Here is a 21730-nt window from a genome sequence, read left to right on the forward strand (position 1 = left end):
ATGCAGCCGAGTCTCGTTATCCAGGACGATCAAGAGCATCTTCCTTCACTTCTGGCAACAGACGCCCAGGAGCTGTCCTACCAGCTCCAGCAACACCAGGCTAAGATCTTCCCGCCTCTTTCCCAAAAGACGATGCGATTCTTTTCCCCGGCAGAGGCGGCGGGGTTCATCGGCATCGGCGAAGGTTATCTCCGGCAGGTCGCAGCCGAGGGCCACGGTCCGGATCCGCTTGCCAATGGGCGGCGTCTCTACGGGGCGGATGATATGGACCGGATCCGCCGGGTTCTCGACGAGCGAAACGGAACTCCGAAATATGTCCCGGCCCGCAAGGGCGCCGACAAGCTTCAGATCGTATCGGTGATGAACTTCAAGGGCGGTTCGGGCAAAACGACGACGGCGGCGCACCTGGCGCAATATCTGGCCTTGAGAGGCTACCGCGTCCTGGCAGTTGATCTCGACCCGCAGGCTTCTCTTTCCGCCCTGTTCGGCCATCAGCCGGAACTCGACGTGGGTGAGGCAGAAACCCTCTACGGCGCAATCCGCTATGAAGATCCGCGGCCGATCGCCGAAATCGTGCGGGCGACCTATACCCCCAACCTTCATCTGATCCCCGGAAATCTCGAGCTCATGGAATTCGAGCACGAGACCCCGAAAGCAATGGCATCTGGAACTGCGGAGACGATGTTCTTCGCGCGGATCGGCGAGGCGTTGACCGAGATCGAAAGTCTCTACGATGTCGTGGTTGTCGATTGCCCGCCGCAGCTCGGGTTCCTGACCATGTCAGCGCTCTGCGCGGCCACGTCCGTCCTGATCACCGTACATCCGCAAATGCTCGACGTGATGTCGATGTCCCAGTTCCTGACCATGACGAGCGAACTCATGTCCGTGGTCGAAAGGGCAGGGGGCCGGACGAGTTATGACTGGATGCGATACCTCGTTACCAGATTTGAACCCAATGATGGCCCTCAAAGCCAGATGACGGGTTTCATGCGCGCGATCTTCGGCAACCGCATGCTTCAGAATGCGATGCTGAAATCGACCGCCATCGCCGATGCCGGCGTAACGAAGCAAACGCTCTATGAGGTCGAAAGATCGCTGTTCGTCCGCGGCACCTATGACCGCGCCTGGGACTCGCTTAATCTCGTGAATGCGGAGATCGAGGCGCATATTCGATCCACGTGGGGAAGGAAGTAATTAGATGGCACGAAAGAACCTCATCGAGATATCCTCGTCCACCTCGGTCCGCCCCGAGCCTACCGCGCTGCGCGACAATCGCCCTATCGCCGGGTTTGTTCCACAAGCCCGCAATCCTGCGCCCGTGGGTGGAATTACCAAGACGCTCGGCAACATCACCGAAAAGGTCGAACGGGCAAACGACCTTGAACGGCAGCTCGCCCAAGGCCAGATCGTCGTCGAGATCGATCCTGGACTTGTCGACGCGTCCTTCGTCGAAGACCGACTGGAGATCGACGCAGTTCAGCTGAACGAGCTGGTGGAGCAGATCCGCGAACATGGCCAGCAGGTGCCCATTCTGGTAAGACCGCACCCGCAAACGAAGGGCCGCTACCAGGTTGCCTACGGCCATCGTCGCTTGGCCGCAATCAAGAGACTAGGCATCCGTGTCCGGGCTGTCGTCCGCGAACTCACCGACGATCAGCTGGTGGTCAGTCAAGGCCAGGAAAACAGCGCCAGAACGAACTTATCCTATATCGAGCGGGCGCTTTTCGCTTTGCGGCTCGAGCAACGTGGTTTTACCCGCGATATCATCATGGCTGCGCTCGGCGTTGATAAGGCAGCACTCTCCAAGATGCTGATCGTGACACGGCAGGTGCCGATTGCCCTGATCACGGCCATTGGCGCTGCCCCCGAGATCGGACGCAGGCGCTGGCTGGACCTGGGTGAACGCCTTGAGAATGTCGAGCCTGACCGGATTCTGGCGGAGTTGTCCGCGGACAACTCACAGCTATCAAGCGATGAACGATTTCATCGGGTGCTGATGCTTGCTTCCAGAAGTCCGGCCGTAACCAAGGCTCCTGCCGTTAACACAAAAGTTCCCGGAGTTCCGGTTCAGTTCAAGAAGAACGCATCGAGCGCAACCTTTGTTTTCGACAACAAGGCGGCGCCCGGGTTCGATCAATTCGTGCAGGAGAGGCTCGAAGGCCTCTTTGCAGAATTCCAACACAATAAAGGAGCGTAAACCGCAAAAGAAAAAGGCCCCCAAGCGACATGGTCGTGGAAGCCCTTCTCAGATCTTAGCAAATCAAGAATCGCATTTCCTCGAATCACTGTCAAGAGTTTAGACGCCGTTTGGGCGTGCGGATTTCTTTTGCCTTAGCGAAAGTGAAGGCAAATGGAGAGTAGGTATGTGACGACGCCCTTTGGGCGGCGGGCGATGTCGCTTGGCATGTTGGCAAATCAGCAACGCGCCGAAACGATCGAGCCTGGAATTACCCGTAACAAGTGGAAACTGTTCAGAGCCGTCTGCGAGGCACGGCCATCGCTGGGTGTGACCGATCGCGCCTTGACGGTACTCGACGCGCTCTTAACCTTCTATCCGGAAGACGAAATTTCCGAGGCTCGAGGCCTCGTCGTGTTCCCGTCGAACGCCCAGCTTTCTCTCCGCGCCCGTGGGATGACGCCTGCGACCCTGAGGCGCCATCTCGCCGTTCTGATCGACGCCGGTTTGATCCTGCGCAAGGACAGTCCGAACGGGAAACGTTACGCCCGTCGCAGCAGGGCGGGAGAGATCAACGAAGCGTTCGGTTTCAGCCTTGCGCCGCTTCTGGCGCGTGCTGGCGAAATCGAGAGCCTCGCCGCCCAGGTGGTTGCCGATCGAGAATTGTTGCGGATCACCCGCGACCGGCTCACCATCTGCCGGCGTGATGTCGCCAAGCTGATTGCCGCAGCCTTTGACGAAGGCGTTCCCGGCGAGTGGGGGAGGATCCTCGACCTCTTCCGGACGCTGGTGGGGCGGATTCCGCGTGTCCCCACCGTCAAAACCATTTCTCCCCTCCTGGAGGAGATGGTGATGTTGCGCTCGGAGATTATCAACGTATTGGAAATTCGGGCAAAAACGCAAAAAATCGACGCCAGAGAGTCTCAGATTGAGCGCCACAAACAGAATTCCAATCTTAAATACAATTATGAATCTGAACCGCGCTTCGAGAGCACGCGTGACGCACCCTTGGCGAACGATCCCCAACCGCGGAATGAGCGTGCCGAAGGCTACCGAAGCCGGGAAAGCGGCCAAGAGGAAAACGTCACGCCGAGATCTCTGCAGTCCTTCCCGCTCGGGCTCGTGCTCCAGGCCTGCCCGCAGATCGCAGACTATGGGCCGGGCGGGAGGATCGATGACTGGCGCGATCTGATGGCGGCGGCGGCCGTTGTCCGCACCATGCTAAGGGTCGACCCTACCGCCTATGAGGAAGCGTGTATGGCGATGGGGAGGGTAAACGCGGCGACCGTCATGGCCTGCATTCTCGAGAGGGGAGGGCACATCAACTCGGCCGGCGGTTATCTGCGCGATCTCACCCGCCGTGCTGCAAGAGGCGAGTTTGCTGTTGGTCCGATGCTGATGGCCCTTGCACGGTCAGGTGTTCCCGGCAGTCGGCTCGCGGGCTGAGCGCGAGGCACGCGCCGGGGCCGTGAAGATGAAGGATCGGCATATTTTTTCGCTCGACGGGGTGTGCGGTTATGGGGGAGATTGGCCAGTGAAACTGCTCACATCGATTTTAGCGTTAACGCGATATCGAAGGGTCTTCCCGACGACCTTCAGGACGGAGTGGCCTGTATCCGGTTGGCATTCGGTCGGCGCAGGTTGAAAAGATTGCCGGCAAGGATCAAGCCCGCGCCTATCGCCGTGAGGCCATCGATAGCTTCGGCATATAGGAGATAACCGAGGAGGGCCGACAACGGCACACGGAGATAGTCCATCGGCATGACCACCGTTGCGTCGGCGTAGAACAATGCCTTGGCCATGCAATAATGCGCGAAAGTGCCCGAAAACGCGATCAGGAAGATCCATGGCCATGTCGCTGCGGATGGCCAGACCCAAACGTTCAGTGCCGGGACTATTCCGATGATCGACTGAATGACGAGCATCCAGAAGATGATTTTCGTTGCACTGTCTGTACGTGTCAGGGCCTTTGTGGTGATGAAGGAAATGGCGAATACAAAGGCTGCTCCGAGCACGATGAGGTGACCCGGGTTGAGCACCGCCGCGCCCGGGCGCAGGATCAGCGCCACGCCGACCAGACCAAACAGGATCGCCACGCTTTTGCGCCAGGTCAGCCGCTCCCCGAGAAACGCAGCCGCCATCAGAGCAGCCCAGATAGGGGCCGTGAACTCGATTGCGATGACCTGCGCCAAAGGGATCAATGTAAGACCCATCAGCCAGGCGAACTGGCCGACATAGTGGGCAACGTTGCGGCCTATGTGGCTTGGTAGAATGCCGGTTCGCATCGCTTTGATGCCGCCTTCGCGATGGATAAGCGGCAACAGCATGAAGAAGGCGATGACGGAGCGCATTTCCATCACTTGAAAGACGTCTATCTCACGGGTTACGGCGCGCCCCGAAACGGCCATGAGCAGGAGCAACGCGATAGACGTCATCATCCATGCTGCCGCCCTAATACTTGACTGCTTATTTTCCACGTCTGTCTTTCTTCCCGCCGCGCAGCACAAGGATCACAACTGGGCTCAGCCATGCACCGGCGCGGCTTCTCCAGGCCGGGGTAGATACGACGGAAGGTCTGTCGTTGTGAATAGTCCATTTCGAAGCATCCGCGCCTGCCTGGGAATGCCGCAGCATTGGTTTGGCAGGAGCGCTTATCTCAGTTCTCCGCTTGGACGGAGGGGTGGTGAACGCGAGCTCGGGAGGATCAACGCACTGGTCAATAATGCCAGGGTCGACGTCTTTGCCGAGCCGCTGGAAACCAGCGACGAGGAATGGAATCGCTGCTTCTATATCAATATGAAGGGGGCTTGGAACTGCTCGAAGGCCGTCCTGCCGGGACTGATCGAGGAGGGCGACGGGATTATCCTGAACATCGCTTCGACCCATGCCTTCGCCATCATCCCGCATACCTTTCCTTATCCGCTCGCAAAGCATGCTCTTCTCGGGATGACCAAGTCGCTCGGGCTCGAATATGCGCCGAAGAATGTTCGCGTGAATGCTTTGGCATCCGGCTGTGTCACGACGCAGAAGGTCATCGACTACTGGCACGGCTTTGCCGATCCGGAAGCGGCGAGGGCCGAGACGATGAAGCTGCACCCGGGCGGGGATCGCGACGGGGGAGGGAATCGCCATGGCGGCGGTCTTCATGATCTCCGACGACTGCCCGCTCATGAATGCCACCAGCCTCACCGTCGATTGAGGCCTCAGCGCCCAGCAACATCCGGCGTAAGCGGATAAGACGACGGTGTGTCAGCCTGCCGCCATAAATTCCCGGACGGACATAACCGATGAACGGCTTGGACTGGACATTGAGGATGGCCAAGATCCGTTGCCCGCCACCTGCAAGCTCGCTCCAGTCATCTGATCCCTTTGTTTGTTACGCTTACCATATAGTCGGTACCGGAACCAAAGTCTGCACTGTCTTAACAGGGCTGGGCAAACTGGATCGGTTCGGGCAGTCCAAACTCTTCGGAAACGTTGAGCGTTGCGGAAACATACCCCTTGCCAGAGAGGCGCTAAGCCACCGTCGCCGCACGATTCCGCTTTTGTACGATCTTTGCGACCTTCGCGTTGTGTTGGGTTCCCCATTCGCATAACGGCGCGAGTACCTGGGCGAGAGTTCGACCAAAGTCGGTCAATTCATACTCTACGTGCGGCGGCACCTTTTGGAAATCAATTCGCTGAATGACGCCATCATCCGTCAGTTCCTTCAGATGCTGGATCAGCATTTTTTCGCTCACATTGGTGACCAGCCGGCGCAGTTGTCCGGTGCGCTTTGAGCCGCCAGCGAGATGATAAACGATAAGCGGTTTCCACTTACCACCAAGGATGGCGAGAACTGCTTCCAGGCCACATCGGAAACTCGTCTCGGTCATTGTGGTCTCCTAAATTTGATACTTACAAAATAGTCTGTACTGGAACCAAAGTCTGCCCCGGCTTAACTGACTCGCACAACGATTTCGACGCGCAAGGTGTTCGATGATCGCCGAGCCAACACACGGTTGCAGAATTACAGGAGGCTTCCATGAAGTTCGGATTTATCGGAGCAGGTGTGGTCGCACAGACAATTGCTCGACATGTAATGCCGTACGGCCACGAGGTCCTGCTCAGCAACAGCCGTGGGCCTGACACGCTGGCTGATGTCGTCGGCAAATTGGGTCGGGGTGCGTTCGCCGGTACCCCCCAACAGGCCGCCGAGCAGGATGTTGTCGTGCTGAGCGTCGAGTGGCCACGTGTCCCGGAGGCGCTCGCGTCAGTCCCCGACTGGTCCGGCCGCACCCTGATCGACGCCACAAACCGGATCGACCCCGACCACCCGAGCGATCTCGGCGACGTTTCGGGTCCTACATCGAGCGAGATCGTTGCTGATCAGGCGGTGGGTGCCAAGGTGGTCAAGGCGTTCAACTCAATCCCCATGCAGTGGATCGAGGACGCATCGCCCGAAAAACCAAGAACCGTCCTCTTTATCTCGGGTGACGATGCCAGCGCGAAGAGTGCGCTGAGCGAAGTGCTCGAACAGGCCGGCTTCGCCGCTGTCGATCTCGGTACACTCGCGATCGGCGGCAGGCAGCAGCAGGTAGGCGGTCCCTTGGCAGGTCTCAACCTGACCCTTCATGATCCGTTCGTGCTGTGAGAGCGCTTGCTTACGAAAAGGCACATGCGCTGGGTGCCTATGCGATCCAGGAGAGGGACGTAGCCGACCCCGAGCTGTGGGATGCTGATCTGCTGATAGACATCCGCGCGATAGGGCTCAATCCCGGCGAGGCTTTGATCAGAAGCGTGCGTAGTGCGGAACCGGGTGGTCGCGTCATTCTGGGCTGGGAATTCACGGGTGTGGTGCTCCAGGTCGGTTCGGATGCGAAAGGTTTCGCGGTCGGCGACCGCGTAATGGGCACCGGTGACGTTACTCGCGACGGATGCTGGGCAGAATGCCTCGCTGTCGACCACCGTGTCGTCGCAAAGATCCCCGACCAGCTTAGTTTTGTCGATGCCGCTTCGTTGCCTATCGGGGGGCTCACGGCATGGGAGGCCATGTTCCGCGATCGCGATACGCTGCCGTCCGGTGTTGACCGTGTGCTCGTTGTCGGTGGTGCCGGCGGTGTGGGGTCCATGGCAATCCAGCTGCTGAAAGCCAAAACTGACGCTTTCGTCATTGCTACCGCCTCACGGCCGGAATCGAAGGAGTGGTGCGAGATGATGGGGGCCGACATGGTCACGGATCACAGCCAGGACGTGACTGCTCAGCTCGGCGCCACCGGCATTGACTATGTGGATATGGTGTTTTCGACCGCAGGAACTGCGGAAAATCTGAGCTGGATCGCAAAGCTTTTGAGGCCCTTCGGGCATCTGTCGGCGGTCGATATCGCGCCACCGTTCGACGCAAGTCCAATCGTTTCGAAATCCATATCGCTTCACACCGAAATGGTGTTCGCAAGGGTGATCAGCGGCTTCGATCTGGCCGGTCAGGGCAAAATCCTCGCTGACATCGCCGATCGCGCTGTCTCAGGTGGCCTGCGCCCGATCGTTTCGACGCAGCTCGACGGACTGACCGTCCAGAACATGAAGGCCGCACACGAACAGCTCGAAGGCAGACAAACAATCGGGAAGATCGTGATCGTCGTCTGACCACTCTTCGTCCCCGAAATCAACTTCGTTTGCTGCGCAGCTGCGTTGCGCCAACCCCATCAAGCGGAAGGAAAATCAATGACCAGAATCCTTGTCACCGGCGCGAGCGGCAACATCGGCCGCCTGACCCTCAAACATCTTTTAAAGCGCGTGCCCGCCAATTATATTGTTGGCCTCGCGCGCGATCCAGGCAAAGCGGCAGATCTAGCCGCTGACGGGATTGAGATTCGCAAGGGCGACTACTTCGACTATGAGGGACTGGTGCGGGCATTTGAAGGAATCGACAAGGTAATGCTCGTGTCAACCCACGCCTTTACCGATCGCAATACCCAGCACGAGAACGCCATCAACGCGGCGAAGCAGTCAGGCGTCACGCACATCGTCTACATGCCGATTATCCACAATGCCGATTCCGCCATCAAGCTACCACAGGTCACCGATGAGGACCTCTTCGTCGAGGAGAAACTCAAGGCTTCCGGCCTGACCTATACGCTGGTGCGCCATCCGCCATTTCTCGAGAATATCCAGGGTTATGTTGGTGGCGATCCCCTGCAGAAGGGTGTCCTTACGCCGGCCGGTACAGGCAAGGCGGGCTATGCCTGCCGTGAGGAGCTGGCGGAAGCCCATGCCGTCGTGCTGACCGAGGCTGGCCATGAGAACAAGTCCTATTCTCTGTATGGCGACCCGGCGGTGTCCTTTTCGAACATTGCGCAGATCCTGTCGGATATCAGCGGCAAGCCTGTGCCATTCAAAACCGTCTCCGATCAGGAGTACATTGCCAACCTCGTGTCAGCCGGCCTGCCCGAACCGGCTGCCGGGTTTGTGCTTATGTGGGTTCACGGCGTCAACGCTGGCGAGTGGGAGGGCAAGACCGGCGACCTGGAGAAACTCCTTGGTCGCAAACCGACTACGCCGGCGCAGTTCCTACGAGCCAACTATGCTTCGCCCGAAGTTGAGACCGAAAGCTGATCCATAAAAGACCCATTGGACCATGTATATCGAGATTGGCGCGTGCAAGGTATGCGCCAATCTCCGCCATTAAGCCCAGGTTGTAGCCTCACAGTGTTTGCTTATGGGGCACCGGCGCCGGGCACAGAAAACGCTCAATCGAACAGCCGGATCCCAAAATTGACAATGTCAGTCGTCAGCTGACCCATCTATCCAGATGAGCAGGTTCAGTAGTGACATCAGATCTCATCGATCAAGTAGCGTTAGCACTTTTTGCTAGTGACGGAATGAAGATCGCCTCCCCGGGCACCACCATTCAGCAGTCCTGGGACAGGGCGCCTGAAAAGCATGTCGCTTACCGGGAGAGGGCGCTCGTCTTTCTGAAAGTGACGGGGGAACAGACGTTGGGGTTGGCCGACGCCGAAATCGCTAAACTTGAGCAGCGAGGGCGGCAGTGACCTGCCACTCTACAACTGAACCTCAGATCCTGTTCACTCGACACCTGTGGGTGGGTCGCATTGACGCACTGCACTTCCAGCGCCCTGGCAGTGCCACCAGATCACAGGCACATATCGCCGGCACCTGACGCTCGCCTCCGAAGACGTCACAATGACTGACGACCGACTTCCCTTCCAACTAGTGCTTTGGACGCGAGAGAAGCACCTCAGTCGCCACCTCTCGGGCGTCGCACCAAGTGAAGGTGCTGCGTACTGGAGTTTCGGGCGCAAAAGGCGGCTGGGCGGTGAACAAACTTAAGCGAGGTGCGCCAGTCGGTGAGCAACCGGCAGCGCCAAGCGCTTCCGCAACATCCAATGGGTTCCGGTCGGAAGCTAGGCCTCCTATAGTTATCTTTCTTGCGGCGCGACCTCCGCAAGAAACCGGAGAAGGTTCTCGCTAACTCGCGCTGACTGCTCTTGGGGCGCCCAGTGCCCGCAGGCATCAAGGAAGATCGGCTCGTGCAACTGTGGGACGAGGGTCTTCTGTGCCTCGATCATCTGTCGCATACCCGGCATTGACAGTCCGCTATCGCGAAAGCCGACCATAAAAAGGGCAGGCATCTGGACCTTGAGGCCTGCGAATGCGGCTTGAAGCGCCCAATTGCGGTCCAAGTTGCGATAGAGGTTCAGGCCGCCGCGAAAACCGCTCTGAGCATAATCAGAAACGAAAACAGCTAAATCCCCACCGGACAGCCACGTCAGGTCACGCTCCGGCATGGGCAGAGACGAAAGCAAGCCACCTTTTCGCGAAATCATCCCGAATGGATTGGGCGTCCCGTCTCCCTCGATGCGGGGCCCTGCCTCGCCCGATGCTGCATAGTAGATCTTAAGCAGCGTTCGGCGGATATCGGCTTCGAACTCCTTTTCTGCAACGCCTTCGTCCTGGAAATAGAGCGTGTAGAAAAGCGCGTCCTCGGTCTGCGGAAATATCTGCGTCGGCGGCACGGGAGGCTGGCCCATGATCGGCACGCCGATAGCAGCGACCGCAGAGAACCTGTCGGGGCGCAAGAGCGCAGCGTGCCAAGCAAGCGTTGCGCCCCAGTCGTTGCCCACAATGACTGCGTTCTTGGCCCCGAGGGCGTCTGTGATGGCAACCATATCGGCGACGAGGTGCTGAAGCGCATATGCCTCCGTGTCGGCAGGGACCGACGTTCCTCCGAATCCCCGGAGGTCAGGCGCAACAGCGCGGTATCCCGCCTCGGCGAGAGCAGCAAGCTGGTGGCGCCATGCGTAGGACGATTCCGGAAAGCCGTGGCAGAGCAGGACAAGCGGTCCTTCGCCGTGGTCAGCAATCCGCATCCGCAGGCCATTCGCCTCAACATTTCGGTAGTTAAGCTTTGGCATCTGGTATTCTCCGTTGGGGCTCGCGTTTTCGCGAGTGCCTCTGATGAAGGGGAGAAGGGTTGGGGCCGCGAGAACCCCAAGGGCTTGACGACGATTCACATTGGCACTCCAATATGTAACATAGCGGGTAACATATATGCGGCAAAACCGTATAATGTAACCCCTAATGCTACATTTAAGGATATTTGCGTGACGCCTGACCTCAGACTTCCCCGTGTTCTGCACGCACTCATTCATCTGTCGCTCCGGGAGCGGGTAATGTCATCGGCCGAGATCGCGAAGATGTTGTCAATCAACGCAGTTGTGGTCCGGCGCATGCTCGCCGGTTTGCGTGAGAATGGGCTGATCGAAGCAACAAAGGGAAGAAGTGGCGGCTGGTGTATGGTGAGACCACTGGCCTCCGTATCCGTCGCCGAGGTGTTCGAGGCGCTCGGTCGTCCTGGTTGGTCTACCTTCTCGGAGTCACGCGACCACCCAGGCTGCCCGGTGGAGGGCGCCGTGAACAGCAGCCTTACCGACATCGAATCCGACGCCAAGCGTCAAGTCTTGGCTCGATACGAGGCTCTCAGCTTGGCGGACATCGCTCGGATGGCCACGCACGCCGAATAGTGGCTCGGCCGGCTTAGCAGACGATCTACCTTCGTGAGTTATTTCACTCAAGGCCCACCTGCCTGGTAAAACTCGAAACCGACCAATAATCGCTGCGATGACTGACGAGGCCGTTCGAGAATCTCATGATCGATGCCGGACGCGATTACCAGGACTTTCCGGTTGCTGGAAAGTCCATGAAATCGCCGGTGTGCTTGCCCGCTATGATCCATTCCGCTCCACCGCCATTCTCATCGGCGTAAACTGAGGTCAGGGTCATGGAATACCCTTACATCGCAGCATAGACAGTTTCCAACAATTGCCGCACCTCGTCTTTCCCGTTGCGAGTACATCCAACGCGACATCGCGAAAGATGACGTCGTCGGTGTAGAGGGCGAAAAGCCGGTCTTTGTCGTGCACGGTTTCGCATTCGGCCATCTGCCGCATCCGTTCGACGTCTATAATCGTGACACAAAAGGGAACGAAGTTACGACTAGTAGGTTCCTCCAATATAATGACGAAGAAATCTGAAGCATCGACCAGGGCCGTACGTCTTTCGCACGAGGAGCGGCATCGCCAACTCCTTGAAGTCGCACGACGCATGGTTTTCGAGGAGGGGACCGACAGGCTCACGCTGGCGCGCCTCGCCGAGCGGGCCAGTGTTTCGAAGCCTGTTGCCTATGATCATTTCCACAGACGGATCGATCTCCTGCTTGAACTCTATCGCCGGATCGACACTGAGAAGGTTGATGCGTTCCGCGAACACATGGAGAACAGCAAGATAGGCAGTCGGGAAACGGTCGAGAAGCTGGCGCGGGCCTATATCGATTGCGCGAGCGACGTGGCCGGCGAATTTAATGCGGTCGGAGCGGCCCTCGCCGGCACCCCGGAAAAAGCCTCGGTCTTCTCCGATCTGCTCGAGAACAGCATTCGGATGTTCGTCTCTGTTCTCGGTCCGCATGTCGCCCTCGCTCCTTCCGAACTCGAGAGGCGATGCCGAGCCTTCGTCGCTGCGGGGGAATGCCTGGCGGCGGATGTCGTCCTCGGCAGGAGCACATGCGCCGACGCCACTGCCACATTCGCCGACATCATCGCGGGCGGCTCCGGTGTCGCACTCGATAATCATCTAACTGCACCGAAACTCAGAAAGGAAAAGAGATGAAAGTCCTCAGATTTGAACCAGCCGATGCCGTATTCGAACGCTCGCCCGGACAGGATGCCGACATCTTTGCCGCGAACCTGGCGGATCAACGACATGGGGGGCCGGTCACGATCGGGTACGGACGGTATGGTTCCGACCAGGTGTTGGAGACCGATATCGTCGTCGATGACGTGATGGTTGTCCTAGAAGGAAAAGTTTCGGTCGAAGCGGATGGCGAGAAGCTCACCGCGGGCCCTGGTGAGATCATCTATATGCCGAAGGGGAACGCCGTGATCATTCGCTCCCACGCGGAGGGCGCGCTGACCGCCTACGTTACGTATCCTCATTGGTCCGAAGCGGAATAGCATGTGGGGGAACAACGCGGTGCCGGCGCAGCCCCTGAAAAAGACGTCAGATGCATGCGGCCGGCCCGGCGTGAACGTCACATCAATTCGTGAGCGCAAGCGCGCAAACCGGGCTTTCGTTCGTGTATGCGCGTGAGGCTGGCTTTATCCGTCCTCGACATCATTGAGAGCCTCTCGCCAAGCGGCGTACGGTCAAAGTAAGATTTAATGAGTGTAGTGGGGTTTCTCTAGGCCCATTGACCCTCTCTGGCCAAAGCGGTTTCGAGGCGAGAACGGGCACGGGATCTTGTCCCATCGTGGCCGCGCGCTCTCCAAGCGCTTCCTTGAATAGTTCGAAAGCCATCGTCCCCTTCCGATTTCGGTAAAGGAGATGGTAGCCGGCGAACGGTTCACGCCATGACTCCAGCAGGCGGATGAGACGGCCGTCGGCAATCGGCGCGGCTACAAGGTCGTCCAGAGTGTATAGGATGCCGAAACCCTCAAGGGCGGCGGCCACAAGCAAGTCGCCATCGTTGAACACCGGCCTGCGACCTGGCGTGACCGTTACCTCTCGGTCGTCGCGCTCAAACGTCCAGGAAGACCAGTCACCATGCGCGTCGCCATAGGCGACACACCGATGCGCCGTGAGGTCGGCGGGCTCCATCGGCACTGGATGATGGCTCGGATAGCTGGGGCAGCCACCACCGCGACACGAAGCGAAGGCCCAACCGCAAGCGCGACCATGTCTTTCTCCAATCGCTCGCCGAGCCGGATGCCTGCATCATAACGGGGACCTCTGAGAAAGCCCCAAGCATTTTTGAAACGGTCGAAGCCACGCATACAGCCGTCCGGATGCAGGACGGGGTTCCACCAATGCGATATCATTTGACGCCGGTGTCCCGCGTCAAATCTCAAGATTTGTGTCCACACTAACTTATACCAAAGCTGCGTCACCGCGGTACTGAGCCAGCATGGGACGCTTGTCGTACCGGGCAAAAGAGCTACAATTAAGCTCCTGCTACGGCCACCGCGAGGCGTGCTTCTGTTGGCGAGCAACAGAGCCTGCAAAGGCGGAAGGTGGCGTCTCTCACGTGTGATGCAGCGCGAGGAAACTGGACGACCCTATGACGCATGTCAGATCATTAAGCTTTGCCTTGCAGCAATCCAATATTTTGCGGACTTACGCAACGGCGAGCCGGTTCGATCCCCATTTGCATAGCACTTATTCGGTAGTGGCGCTGAGGCGAGGTGAGGCTGAGATTAGATCGGGAAGATGGACGGGAGGCGTACGCGCAGGAGATGTCTTCTTTTTCAACCCTTACGAGGTTCACTCGGCGCGTTGTTTTGGGGACGATGCTGACTATGCGACCCTCTATCTGACGCAACAAGTGCTGAAGAGTTGCCTTGACCTTCAATCCGGTGATTGGCGGCCTGAAATTCAGACCCCCTTCCTCAGCCGGGGCTCAGCGACCCGCGAGCTTATCGATGCTCTCTTCACGGCCTGCGCGGATGACGCTGCGTTCGAAGCCCCGCTTCGCAGCGTCCTTGAAGCGTGCGAGTTCTCAACAGGCCCTGCCTCGAGCGACCGGGAGACATTAGCCGTTAGAGTTTGTCTGCTAATCCAGAAGAACGGCACCCGCGCGATGCGGACGGAAGAGCTCGCACGCGAACTGGGAGTGCACAGGAGCCACCTCATTCGGTGCTTCAGCGCGACGCTGGGGATGGCCCCCCAGACCTATATTCGCCAGGTTCGGGTTGCGAAGGCTCGAGAATTGATATGCGCGGGGGTGGGGATCAGCGAAGTCGCGCACATGCTGGAGTTCAGCGATCAAGCTCATCTCAGCCGAGAGTTCAAGAAAGTTTTCGGCGTGCCGCCAGGTGTCCTTTCACGGGATATTCGACGCGCATCGACGTCGTGAGCATCCATCGTTGTTGGGGGCCACCGCTTGCGCGAGGACCTTTGGCGACTGCGGCCCGACGCAAATCATGTTCAAGACAGGATAGAATAGGTTCGGTAGCCTCCACTTAAATCTGGAGGTTGGAAATGCAGCGAGAACTACTCCCATATCTGAGCAAATTTCCCAATAGAGAGGGTTACTACGGGCGGTTTGGCGGCAATCACTATCCGCGCGAGGTATGGCCCGCCCTGGAAGAGCTTGAATCGACTTATCGCGCACTGCGAGATTCTTCCGATTTTCAGCTCGCCCTCGAAAAGGTTCGGATCGGTCTCCAAGGGCGCCCGACGCCTATCCAGCTGCTTGAGAACTCCACCAATGAGGTCGGCGGCGCTCGCATTTTTGTGAAGCGTGAAGATCTGAACCATACGGGCGCGCACAAGATCAACCACTGCGTGGGGTTCGCGCTGCTGGCTCGCCAAATGGGTAAGCGGAAGCTGATCGCAGAAACAGGAGCGGGTCAGCACGGCGTTGCGCTGGCAAGCGCGGCTGCCTATTTCGGCCTCGAATGCGAGATCCATATGGGCGCGATCGACGTCGAGAAGCAGAACTCAAATGTCGGACGGATGCGTCTCCTTGGCGCTCGTGTCGTCGCGGCGACTGCAGGACAGTCAGCCCTGAAGGAGGCAAGCGATTCCGCATTCAATGCCTATGTAGAACAGCGCGAATACGCTCTTTATGCGATCGGGTCGGCGATCGGACCCCACCCCTTTCCGATGATTGTCAGGGACTTCCAATCCGTCGTAGGCCAAGAGGCTCGTCGTCAGTACTTGTCACTCAACGGCGGTGTCCTGCCGGACCACGTCGTGGCGTGCCTAGCCGGCGGATCGAACGCGATGGGAATGTATTCGGGCTTTCTCGACGACGCTGACGTCATTCTCCATGCCGTTGAACCGCTCGGCAAGTCGGGCGAGGTTGGACAGCACGCGGCGACGCTCTCCTTCGGACGGCCAGGAACTCTTCACGGGGCGCAGTCCATTGTTCTGCAACAGGAAGATGGCGCCCCGGCACAGGTATCGTCGGTCGCCTCGGGTTTGGTCTACCCGGGTGTCGGCCCCGAGATCGCAATGCTGCACGATCTAGGCCGCATCCATGTCGCGACGGTTCCCAACGACGAGGTCATTGCCACCTTTTTTCGCATTTCCAGGTCCGAGGGTATCATCCCCGCACTTGAGAGTTGCCACGCGCTCGCGTTCGCCATCAAGCTGGCAGCGCGCCGCCCGTCCACTGAAGGTATCTTGGTCAACCTGTCCGGTCGGGGCGATAAGGATGTCGACTACGTCCTTTCAAACCACGCAGATGACTTCGACCGTTCTCTTGAGGTCGTGGCCGGGCAACAAGCGAGCCTGTAAGCCTTGTTGTGGGCAGTACAGCGACCCGCGAATGGCTCTACCTACCAACCACTGGCGAAGTGATGTCGAAATGACAGATTTCAAAAGGACTCGCTCCCTTTTTCACCTTCCCCAAGGTGCCATCTATCTCGACGGCAATTCGCTCGGACCGCTGCCGCTCGCTGCCAAGCAGCGTGTCGGAAAACTGATGACCGACGAATGGGGCGAACTGCTGATCAAGGGCTGGAACCAGGCCGGATGGATGATGATGCCGCGCCGGATCGGCGACCGGATCGGCAGGCTGATCGGGGCGGCGGAAGGCACGGTCGTGATGGGCGACACTTTGTCGATCAAGGTCTATCAGGCACTCGCCTCGGCATTGGAACTGGTGCCGGAACGCAGGGTCGTGCTCTCCGACAGCGGCAACTTTCCATCCGATCTCTATATGGCGCAGGGCCTGATCGGCTCGCTCGGCAAGGGCCATGAGCTGAAGATCGCCGAACCGGAAGAGGTCGAAGCCGCAATCGACGAAACCGTCGCCGTGGTCATGCTGACGGAGGTGGACTATCGCACCGGCCGTCTGCACGACATGAAGGCGCTGACCGAAAAGGCGCATGCCGTCGGCGCGATCACCGTCTGGGATCTTGCCCATACGGCCGGCGCCCTGCCGGTCGATCTTTCTGGCACGGACGCGGATTTCGCGGTCGGCTGCACCTACAAGTACCTGAACGGCGGGCCAGGCGCGCCAGCCTTCATCTATGTCGCTCCGCGCCATGCGGACAAGGTGCGGCCGGCGCTGTCCGGCTGGCTGGGGCACGAACAGCCCTTCGCCTTCGATCTCGGTTATCGTCCGGGCGGCGGTATCGACCGCATGCGGGTCGGCACGCCGCCGATCATCGGGCTTGCAGCGCTCGACGCAGCACTCGATGCCTGGGACGGCATCGACATGGCGGACCTGCGCCGCCAGTCGATAAAACTCTGCGACCTGTTCGTCGCGGAGGTCGAAAAGCGCTGCCCGATGCTGAAACTCGGTTCCCCGCGGGATGGCACGAAGCGCGGCAGCCAGATTTCCTTCCTGCACGAGGAAGGCTACGCGATCATGCAGGCCCTGATCGCGCGCGGCGTGATCGGCGACTTCCGGGCTCCGAACGCCATCCGTTTCGGGTTCACACCGCTCTATATCGGCGAAAAGGATGTCCTGGCCGCGGTCGATATCCTCGCGGATATCATGACCAATAGCCTCTGGGATACGGCGGAATACAAGCAGAAGGAACCCGTGACGTGAGCGTACAGCCTTACGACCCCGCCGAAGACGGCGCTGAAATGTCGTTTCGCCAGAAGATGTCTTACACGGATTATCTTCGGCTCGACGACGTCCTGAAGGCGCAATTGCCGCTGTCTGGAGCGCATGATGAGTTGCTCTTCATTATCCAGCACCAGACGTCGGAACTGTGGATGAAGCTCGCCATCCATGAGTTGCGCTCAGCCGTTGAATCGATCCGCGCCGACAATCCGCGACCGGCGTTCAAGATGCTCGCCCGGGTGGCGCGCATCTTCGAGCAGCTCAATAATGCCTGGGACGTGCTGCGCACCATGACCCCCAGCGAGTACACCGAGTTCCGCAACGCGCTCGGCCAATCCTCCGGCTTCCAGTCCCATCAGTACCGCGCCATCGAGTTCCTTGCTGGCAATCGCAATGTTGCGATGCTTGCGCCCCATTCGCACCGGCCTGATCTCATGACGGCGCTTGAGGATATCTTGTCTCGTCCGAGCCTCTATGACGAAGCTTTGCTTCTCCTGTCGCGCAATGGTTTCGACATCGGTGATGACGCCAGCCGTTCGCGTTGGCGCGAGACGAGAAGTGAGAATCCCAAGGTGACGGAAGCGTGGAGGGCGATCTATGCCGCTCCGGGCAACGACTGGCACCTTTACGAACTCGCCGAGAAGCTCGTCGATTTTGAGGATTATTTCCGTCGCTGGCGCTTCAATCATGTGACGACGGTGGAGCGGGTGATCGGCGTCAAGCGCGGCACCGGGGGCACCTCCGGCACCCATTATCTCAAGAAGATGCTTGACGTCGAACTGTTTCCGGAATTGTGGCGTGTTCGCACGGTGCTGTAAATGTCGAGCAAAACCAGCCGCACGGGATGGAAGGATACAAATGATCTATCACCGCTTCAGCGATTGGGACGACGCCTATGCCGCCCTCCCGCGGAATGGCCCGCACCACATTCTCGATCGAGCGCATCTCGTTCATCACCGTCCGGCGCGCGAGCAGAAGCGAGCGCCACAGCCGGCGGCTCTTGACATGCGCCTGTCGGAACACATGTGCCGGACCAGACCCGGCGCATGATCTGCGCCAAGGCGCGCTCATCATGCATCGGTCTTGTTCGGCATCGTCTTTCATCGCGGCATTGGCTTGGCGCATCTCGATACAGACGGCCGCCAATCCCGAGCCCCGCAACCCAGGCCGCATTACTCGAGCGAGAACAACGCGCTGATCCAGGAACTGCGGACATGGGTAATGACCAGCGGCCTGAAGACGGGCGATCGTCGTCGGTGACATCGTTGCGCCGCGTCCTGTGGTTTAGTGCCGAAAGCATTGGCCTGGAGAAGCCGAACGCCGAAAGGGCGAGGAATTCCGCGTCACCGGCTGCGGCGCCCGGATTGGCCGACAGATTTGCGGGCAGCGCCGAAGTGTTGCGCGCATCGTCTTGCACCGGCAGCGCTGCTGATGGATATTCCCTCAAGCGCATGTCTCTGCTACACCGCCCACAGACGAGTGCCACCTTTTGCCTATCTGGACCATAGAGATGCATCCCATGATTGCGTCCCCGAAAATCAAGGGGTTCTTCCGTCTTCTGCGGCTTTGCCTTCTCACCGGCGGGATGGTTGCCGCCGCGGTCCCGGCTCGGGCTGCCGAAGGCAGCAATCCGCTGCCGCTGATGTTCGATGCCAAGGAGCGGCTCGCGCGCCCTGATCTTTCCACTGTCATCCGGGTGCGTATCCTGACAAGCGTCGATTTCCCGCCGTTCAATTTCGCCGACCAGACAGGCCGGCTGGCCGGCTTCAATGTCGACCTCGCCCGCGAAATCTGCGCCGAGCTGAAGATCGAGGCGAAGTGCCAGATCCAGGCGCTACCCTTCGACGAGTTGGAAAAGGCCCTGGAAGGCGGGGCCGGCGAAGCCGTCATGGCCGGCATGGCAGTGACGCCGGAGCGGCGCCAGCGGTTTGCCTTCTCGCGGCCTTATCTGGGCGTACCGGCCCGTTTCGCCCGCAACCTGAAGGCCAGGATCGACGGCGATACGGCGGCGGCGCTTTCCGGCAAACCCGTCGGGGTCGTCAGGGGGACCGCCCATGAGCTGATGCTGAAGGCGTTTTTCCCGAAGATTGCCGCCGTACCGTTCGACAATGACGAGGCGGTGCTGGGGGCCTTGAAGACGGGCAAGGTGGATGCCGTCTTTTCTGATGGACTGAGGCTGCCCTTCTGGGCAGCGGGCCAAGGTTCGGCGAAATGCTGCGCTCTCTTCGACGGCCCCTACCTATCGGAGAAATTCCTCGGCGAAGGCCTGTCGATCATGCTGCGCAAGAACGATCCGCTCCTGACGTCCGCCTTCGACCAGGCACTGAGCGTTCTGTCGCGCAACGGTCGCCTGCAGGATATCTACCTGCGTTATTTCCCGAACGGACTTTATTGATGGCCGGGTAGGAGCAGTTTCCTACTCACTCACTGGCTTGCCCAGATGATGCGGGCTATCCATTCCACGTCGGAAAGATCGAAGGTGCGGTTCGGATGTTCCGGATTGAGGGAGAGGAGCTCCACAGTCCGGGCGCTCTGGCGGGCGAGCACTTTTGCCATCACCTCGCCCTCCTTGGTCTTGAGGACCACGCGGTCCCCGCGACGCACCTGCGCTCCGGGCTCGACGATCAGCACGTCGCCGTCGCGATAGAGCGGCATCATCGATTCGCCCTGGACTTCCAGCGCATAGACGCCGGCCTTGCGGGACGGATCGACCGGAAACTCCACCACGTCCCAGCCTTGGCCGGCCGGAAACCCGCCATCGTCGAAAAAGCCGCCGGCGCCGGCCTGCGCAAAACCGAGCAGCGGGATGGAGCCGTTCTGCGGCGGGAAATTGCCCTCCGGGATCGAGGAGCGGCCGGGAACGGCGGGTAGGTAGCTCATGAACTGGTCGATCGTGGCGCCTGTCGCTTCGAGCACCTTGGCGATCGATTCGGTCGATGGCCAGCGCAGCCGTCCGTCCGGCCCCAGCCGTTTCGACTTGTTGAACGAGGTAGGATCGAGGCCGGCGCGTCGCGCCAGCCCGGAGGGCGTCAACTGGTGGCGTTGGGCGAGCGTATCGATCGCGCTCCAGATCGTAGCATGTGACAGCATCGTCGTCCGTACCCGTGACCGGCGCGCGAGACAAAGCCGGACATGCCAGCGCTCTGCGAACCTCTCGATCAACCCTTAACCGATCAGACTTTTGTCGACCAGACTCTTGAACGCTTCGTTCCAGCGGGCTGCCGGCTCGCGCGCAACCCGAATTTTAACGGAACCTCGGCCTCGCGTAAAGGGATAGAAGGAATAAAATCCTGTTCCTGTCCCAGCCTGAGTCAGGCCACCAATGCCATGTTGATCTTGCCGAGCTTGATTACCGCCTGGGTGCGGCTATCGACATTGAGCTTGAGAAGGATTGCCGAGACATGCGCCTTGATGGTCGCCTCGGAGACGCCGAGTTCATAGGCGATCTGCTTGTTGAGCAGCCCCTCGCCGAGCATGGAAAGCACGCGGTTCTGCTGCGGCGTCAGCGTTCTCAGCCGTTCGATGATCTCGGTGAGACCCGGATCTTCTTCCGGCCCTGTGAGATCGCCCTTCGGCGCCCAGATATCGCCTTCCAGCACCGCCTGGATGCCGGCGCGGATATCGTCGAGCCCGGAAGATTTTGAGATAAAGCCTGAAGCACCGAGCTCCAGAGCCCGGCGGATGGTGGCGCAGTCGTCGCTGGCCGAGACGATGACGATGGGCAGGCCGGAAAATTCGGCGCGGAGCGACATCAGTCCGGAAAAGCCGCTGACCCCCGGCATGGCAAGGTCGAGCAGCATCAGGTCGGCATCGGGATTGTTATCGGCCGCCCGCCGCGCCGCCTCGAAATCGCCGGCCTCGATGATGACGAGTTCTTCGGCAATGCCCCGCATCGAATGGCTGAGCGCTCCGCGAAACAGCGGGTGGTCGTCTGCGATGATGATCGTGAGTGTCTGCATTTCCACGCCCCCTCCCAAGAGCATAGTCGTGCCAATGAATCTGAGGAAGTTGTAAACCTCTCGCTGACCCGAAACAAGTGCGGGAAATCACGTACGATTGGGTTGTGGTTTATCGGCTTCCCGCTCATTCGCAAATTCGCCGACGATCGCCATGAAGCGCCGCATGAACTTTTCCATGATCGACAACGAACGATCGACTTCCGCATCGCTTGGCAGCGCTTTTGGCAAGGTGTCCGGTGGAATATTGCTGAGCCGCTCCTCAAGCGCGGTGACCCGTTTTGCCAGCCTGTCGAGTTCCTGCTCGTAGGCTGCCCTCTCGTCGGGCTGCATGCGGCAGGCGAGCGTGCCGTTTTCATCGCGGCAGAGCGTCATCGCGCCGGTCTCGGTATCGAGACGGACGATGCCGGTTTCCGTGCGCTGAAGCTGGAAACGGTTCGTCTGCGGTTGCTGCGCGGCGGTGGGAAGGGGCAAGAGCAGTGCGCAAGTCATCAATGCGAGCGTTTTCATATCATGGTCCTC

The 21730-nt window shown here is 59.4% G+C and carries 23 protein-coding genes and 2 pseudogenes; 17 read left to right on the plus strand and 8 right to left on the minus strand.

The window, feature by feature from the left end; all coding sequences use genetic code 11:
- The 3 genes from repA to repC all read left to right on the plus strand — a co-directional run.
- Window positions 1–1194, plus strand: a 1194-nt coding sequence (repA, locus tag ACSQ8R_RS22040; protein WP_436255547.1) for a plasmid partitioning protein RepA, incomplete at its 5' end; no start/stop codon positions are given.
- A gap of 4 nt (window positions 1195–1198) precedes the next feature.
- Complete coding sequence (repB, locus tag ACSQ8R_RS22045) at window positions 1199–2197, plus strand: plasmid partitioning protein RepB (protein ID WP_436255548.1); 999 nt, start codon at window positions 1199–1201, stop codon at window positions 2195–2197.
- A gap of 153 nt (window positions 2198–2350) precedes the next feature.
- Window positions 2351–3622, plus strand: coding sequence for a plasmid replication protein RepC (gene repC / locus ACSQ8R_RS22050; protein ID WP_436255549.1), 1272 nt, complete (start codon window positions 2351–2353; stop codon window positions 3620–3622).
- 149 nt (window positions 3623–3771) lie between these two features.
- Here repC and ACSQ8R_RS22055 read toward each other — a convergent pair whose 3' ends face one another.
- Window positions 3772–4614, minus strand: a complete 843-nt coding sequence (locus ACSQ8R_RS22055) for a DMT family transporter (protein ID WP_436257243.1) — start codon at window positions 4612–4614, stop codon at window positions 3772–3774.
- Window positions 4615–4861: 247 nt separating this feature from the next.
- Between ACSQ8R_RS22055 and ACSQ8R_RS22060 the strand changes: the two are divergent.
- A pseudogene (locus ACSQ8R_RS22060) lies at window positions 4862–5375 on the plus strand (SDR family oxidoreductase); the annotation flags it as partial.
- A gap of 316 nt (window positions 5376–5691) precedes the next feature.
- Here ACSQ8R_RS22060 and ACSQ8R_RS22065 read toward each other — a convergent pair.
- The gene (locus tag ACSQ8R_RS22065) at window positions 5692–6051 is read right to left on the minus strand and encodes a winged helix-turn-helix transcriptional regulator (protein WP_436255550.1); all 360 of its coding nucleotides are present in this window, start codon (window positions 6049–6051) and stop codon (window positions 5692–5694) included.
- Between the two features lie 149 nt (window positions 6052–6200).
- On the opposite strand from ACSQ8R_RS22065, the gene ACSQ8R_RS22070 reads away from it, so the two are divergent.
- From ACSQ8R_RS22070 to ACSQ8R_RS22090, 5 genes are all read left to right on the plus strand, one after another.
- The gene (locus tag ACSQ8R_RS22070; protein ID WP_436255551.1) at window positions 6201–6809 is read left to right on the plus strand and encodes an NADPH-dependent F420 reductase; all 609 of its coding nucleotides are present in this window, start codon (window positions 6201–6203) and stop codon (window positions 6807–6809) included.
- A complete protein-coding gene (locus ACSQ8R_RS22075) occupies window positions 6806–7801 on the plus strand; it encodes a zinc-binding alcohol dehydrogenase family protein (protein WP_436255552.1) in 996 nt (331 codons plus the stop codon). The genes ACSQ8R_RS22070 and ACSQ8R_RS22075 overlap by 4 nt, the downstream gene beginning before the upstream one ends.
- 78 nt (window positions 7802–7879) lie before the next feature.
- On the plus strand, window positions 7880–8770 hold the full coding sequence (locus ACSQ8R_RS22080; protein ID WP_436255553.1) for an SDR family oxidoreductase: 891 nt from the start codon (window positions 7880–7882) through the stop codon (window positions 8768–8770).
- A 212-nt stretch (window positions 8771–8982) separates the two neighbouring features.
- Complete coding sequence (locus ACSQ8R_RS22085; RefSeq protein WP_436255554.1) at window positions 8983–9207, plus strand: hypothetical protein; 225 nt, start codon at window positions 8983–8985, stop codon at window positions 9205–9207.
- Window positions 9208–9307: 100 nt separating this feature from the next.
- Window positions 9308–9505: a hypothetical protein gene (locus ACSQ8R_RS22090; protein ID WP_436257244.1), complete on the plus strand. Its 198-nt coding sequence runs from the start codon at window positions 9308–9310 to the stop codon at window positions 9503–9505.
- A gap of 89 nt (window positions 9506–9594) precedes the next feature.
- Here ACSQ8R_RS22090 and ACSQ8R_RS22095 read toward each other — a convergent pair whose 3' ends face one another.
- Window positions 9595–10590, minus strand: coding sequence for an alpha/beta fold hydrolase (locus ACSQ8R_RS22095; protein ID WP_436255555.1), 996 nt, complete (start codon window positions 10588–10590; stop codon window positions 9595–9597).
- A 189-nt stretch (window positions 10591–10779) separates the two neighbouring features.
- Between ACSQ8R_RS22095 and ACSQ8R_RS22100 the strand changes: the two genes are divergently transcribed.
- The 3 genes from ACSQ8R_RS22100 (at window position 10780) to ACSQ8R_RS22110 (ending at window position 12684) form a co-directional block, all read left to right on the plus strand.
- On the plus strand, window positions 10780–11199 hold the full coding sequence (locus tag ACSQ8R_RS22100) for an RrF2 family transcriptional regulator (RefSeq protein ID WP_436255556.1): 420 nt from the start codon (window positions 10780–10782) through the stop codon (window positions 11197–11199).
- 445 nt (window positions 11200–11644) lie between these two features.
- A complete protein-coding gene (locus ACSQ8R_RS22105; RefSeq protein WP_436255557.1) occupies window positions 11645–12340 on the plus strand; it encodes a TetR/AcrR family transcriptional regulator in 696 nt (231 codons plus the stop codon).
- Window positions 12337–12684, plus strand: a complete 348-nt coding sequence (locus ACSQ8R_RS22110; protein ID WP_436255558.1) for a cupin domain-containing protein — start codon at window positions 12337–12339, stop codon at window positions 12682–12684. The genes ACSQ8R_RS22105 and ACSQ8R_RS22110 overlap by 4 nt, the downstream gene beginning before the upstream one ends.
- A 160-nt stretch (window positions 12685–12844) precedes the next feature.
- Here the strand turns inward: ACSQ8R_RS22110 and ACSQ8R_RS22115 are convergent, their stop codons facing one another.
- Window positions 12845–13327, minus strand: coding sequence for a LysR substrate-binding domain-containing protein (locus ACSQ8R_RS22115; RefSeq protein WP_436255559.1), 483 nt, complete (start codon window positions 13325–13327; stop codon window positions 12845–12847).
- A 460-nt stretch (window positions 13328–13787) separates the two neighbouring features.
- On the opposite strand from ACSQ8R_RS22115, the gene ACSQ8R_RS22120 reads away from it, so the two are divergent.
- The 4 genes from ACSQ8R_RS22120 to kynA all read left to right on the plus strand — a co-directional run bounded on the left by ACSQ8R_RS22120 (window position 13788) and on the right by kynA (window position 18070).
- Window positions 13788–14582, plus strand: coding sequence for an AraC family transcriptional regulator (locus ACSQ8R_RS22120; RefSeq protein WP_436255560.1), 795 nt, complete (start codon window positions 13788–13790; stop codon window positions 14580–14582).
- A 125-nt stretch (window positions 14583–14707) separates the two neighbouring features.
- Window positions 14708–15970, plus strand: coding sequence for a tryptophan synthase subunit beta (trpB, locus tag ACSQ8R_RS22125; RefSeq protein WP_436255561.1), 1263 nt, complete (start codon window positions 14708–14710; stop codon window positions 15968–15970).
- A 70-nt stretch (window positions 15971–16040) separates the two neighbouring features.
- Window positions 16041–17234: a kynureninase gene (kynU, locus tag ACSQ8R_RS22130; protein ID WP_436255562.1), complete on the plus strand. Its 1194-nt coding sequence runs from the start codon at window positions 16041–16043 to the stop codon at window positions 17232–17234.
- Window positions 17231–18070, plus strand: a complete 840-nt coding sequence (kynA, locus tag ACSQ8R_RS22135; protein WP_436255563.1) for a tryptophan 2,3-dioxygenase — start codon at window positions 17231–17233, stop codon at window positions 18068–18070. Before kynU ends, kynA begins: the two co-directional genes overlap by 4 nt.
- A 76-nt stretch (window positions 18071–18146) precedes the next feature.
- On the opposite strand, the pseudogene ACSQ8R_RS22140 reads toward kynA, so the two are convergent.
- Window positions 18147–18425: pseudogene (locus ACSQ8R_RS22140) on the minus strand (IS110 family transposase); the annotation flags it as partial.
- Between the two features lie 346 nt (window positions 18426–18771).
- On the opposite strand from ACSQ8R_RS22140, the gene ACSQ8R_RS22145 reads away from it, so the two are divergent.
- A complete protein-coding gene (locus ACSQ8R_RS22145; RefSeq protein WP_436255564.1) occupies window positions 18772–19647 on the plus strand; it encodes a transporter substrate-binding domain-containing protein in 876 nt (291 codons plus the stop codon).
- Between the two features lie 29 nt (window positions 19648–19676).
- Here the strand turns inward: ACSQ8R_RS22145 and ACSQ8R_RS22150 are convergent, their stop codons facing one another.
- The 3 genes from ACSQ8R_RS22150 to ACSQ8R_RS22160 all read right to left on the minus strand — a co-directional run bounded on the left by ACSQ8R_RS22150 (window position 19677) and on the right by ACSQ8R_RS22160 (window position 21718).
- Window positions 19677–20342 carry a S24 family peptidase gene (locus tag ACSQ8R_RS22150; protein WP_436255565.1) on the minus strand — a complete coding sequence of 222 codons (666 nt, stop codon included), beginning with the start codon at window positions 20340–20342 and terminating at the stop codon, window positions 19677–19679.
- A gap of 221 nt (window positions 20343–20563) precedes the next feature.
- Window positions 20564–21211 (minus strand): response regulator, encoded by a 648-nt coding sequence (locus ACSQ8R_RS22155; RefSeq protein WP_436255566.1) that lies wholly within the window; start codon window positions 21209–21211, stop codon window positions 20564–20566.
- 87 nt (window positions 21212–21298) lie between these two features.
- Window positions 21299–21718 (minus strand): hypothetical protein, encoded by a 420-nt coding sequence (locus ACSQ8R_RS22160; protein WP_436255567.1) that lies wholly within the window; start codon window positions 21716–21718, stop codon window positions 21299–21301.
- Between the last annotated feature and the right edge of the window lie 12 nt (window positions 21719–21730).

It is taken from the genome of Neorhizobium sp. LjRoot104 (assembly GCF_964253725.1).
Classification (GTDB): Bacteria; Pseudomonadota; Alphaproteobacteria; order Rhizobiales; family Rhizobiaceae; genus Neorhizobium.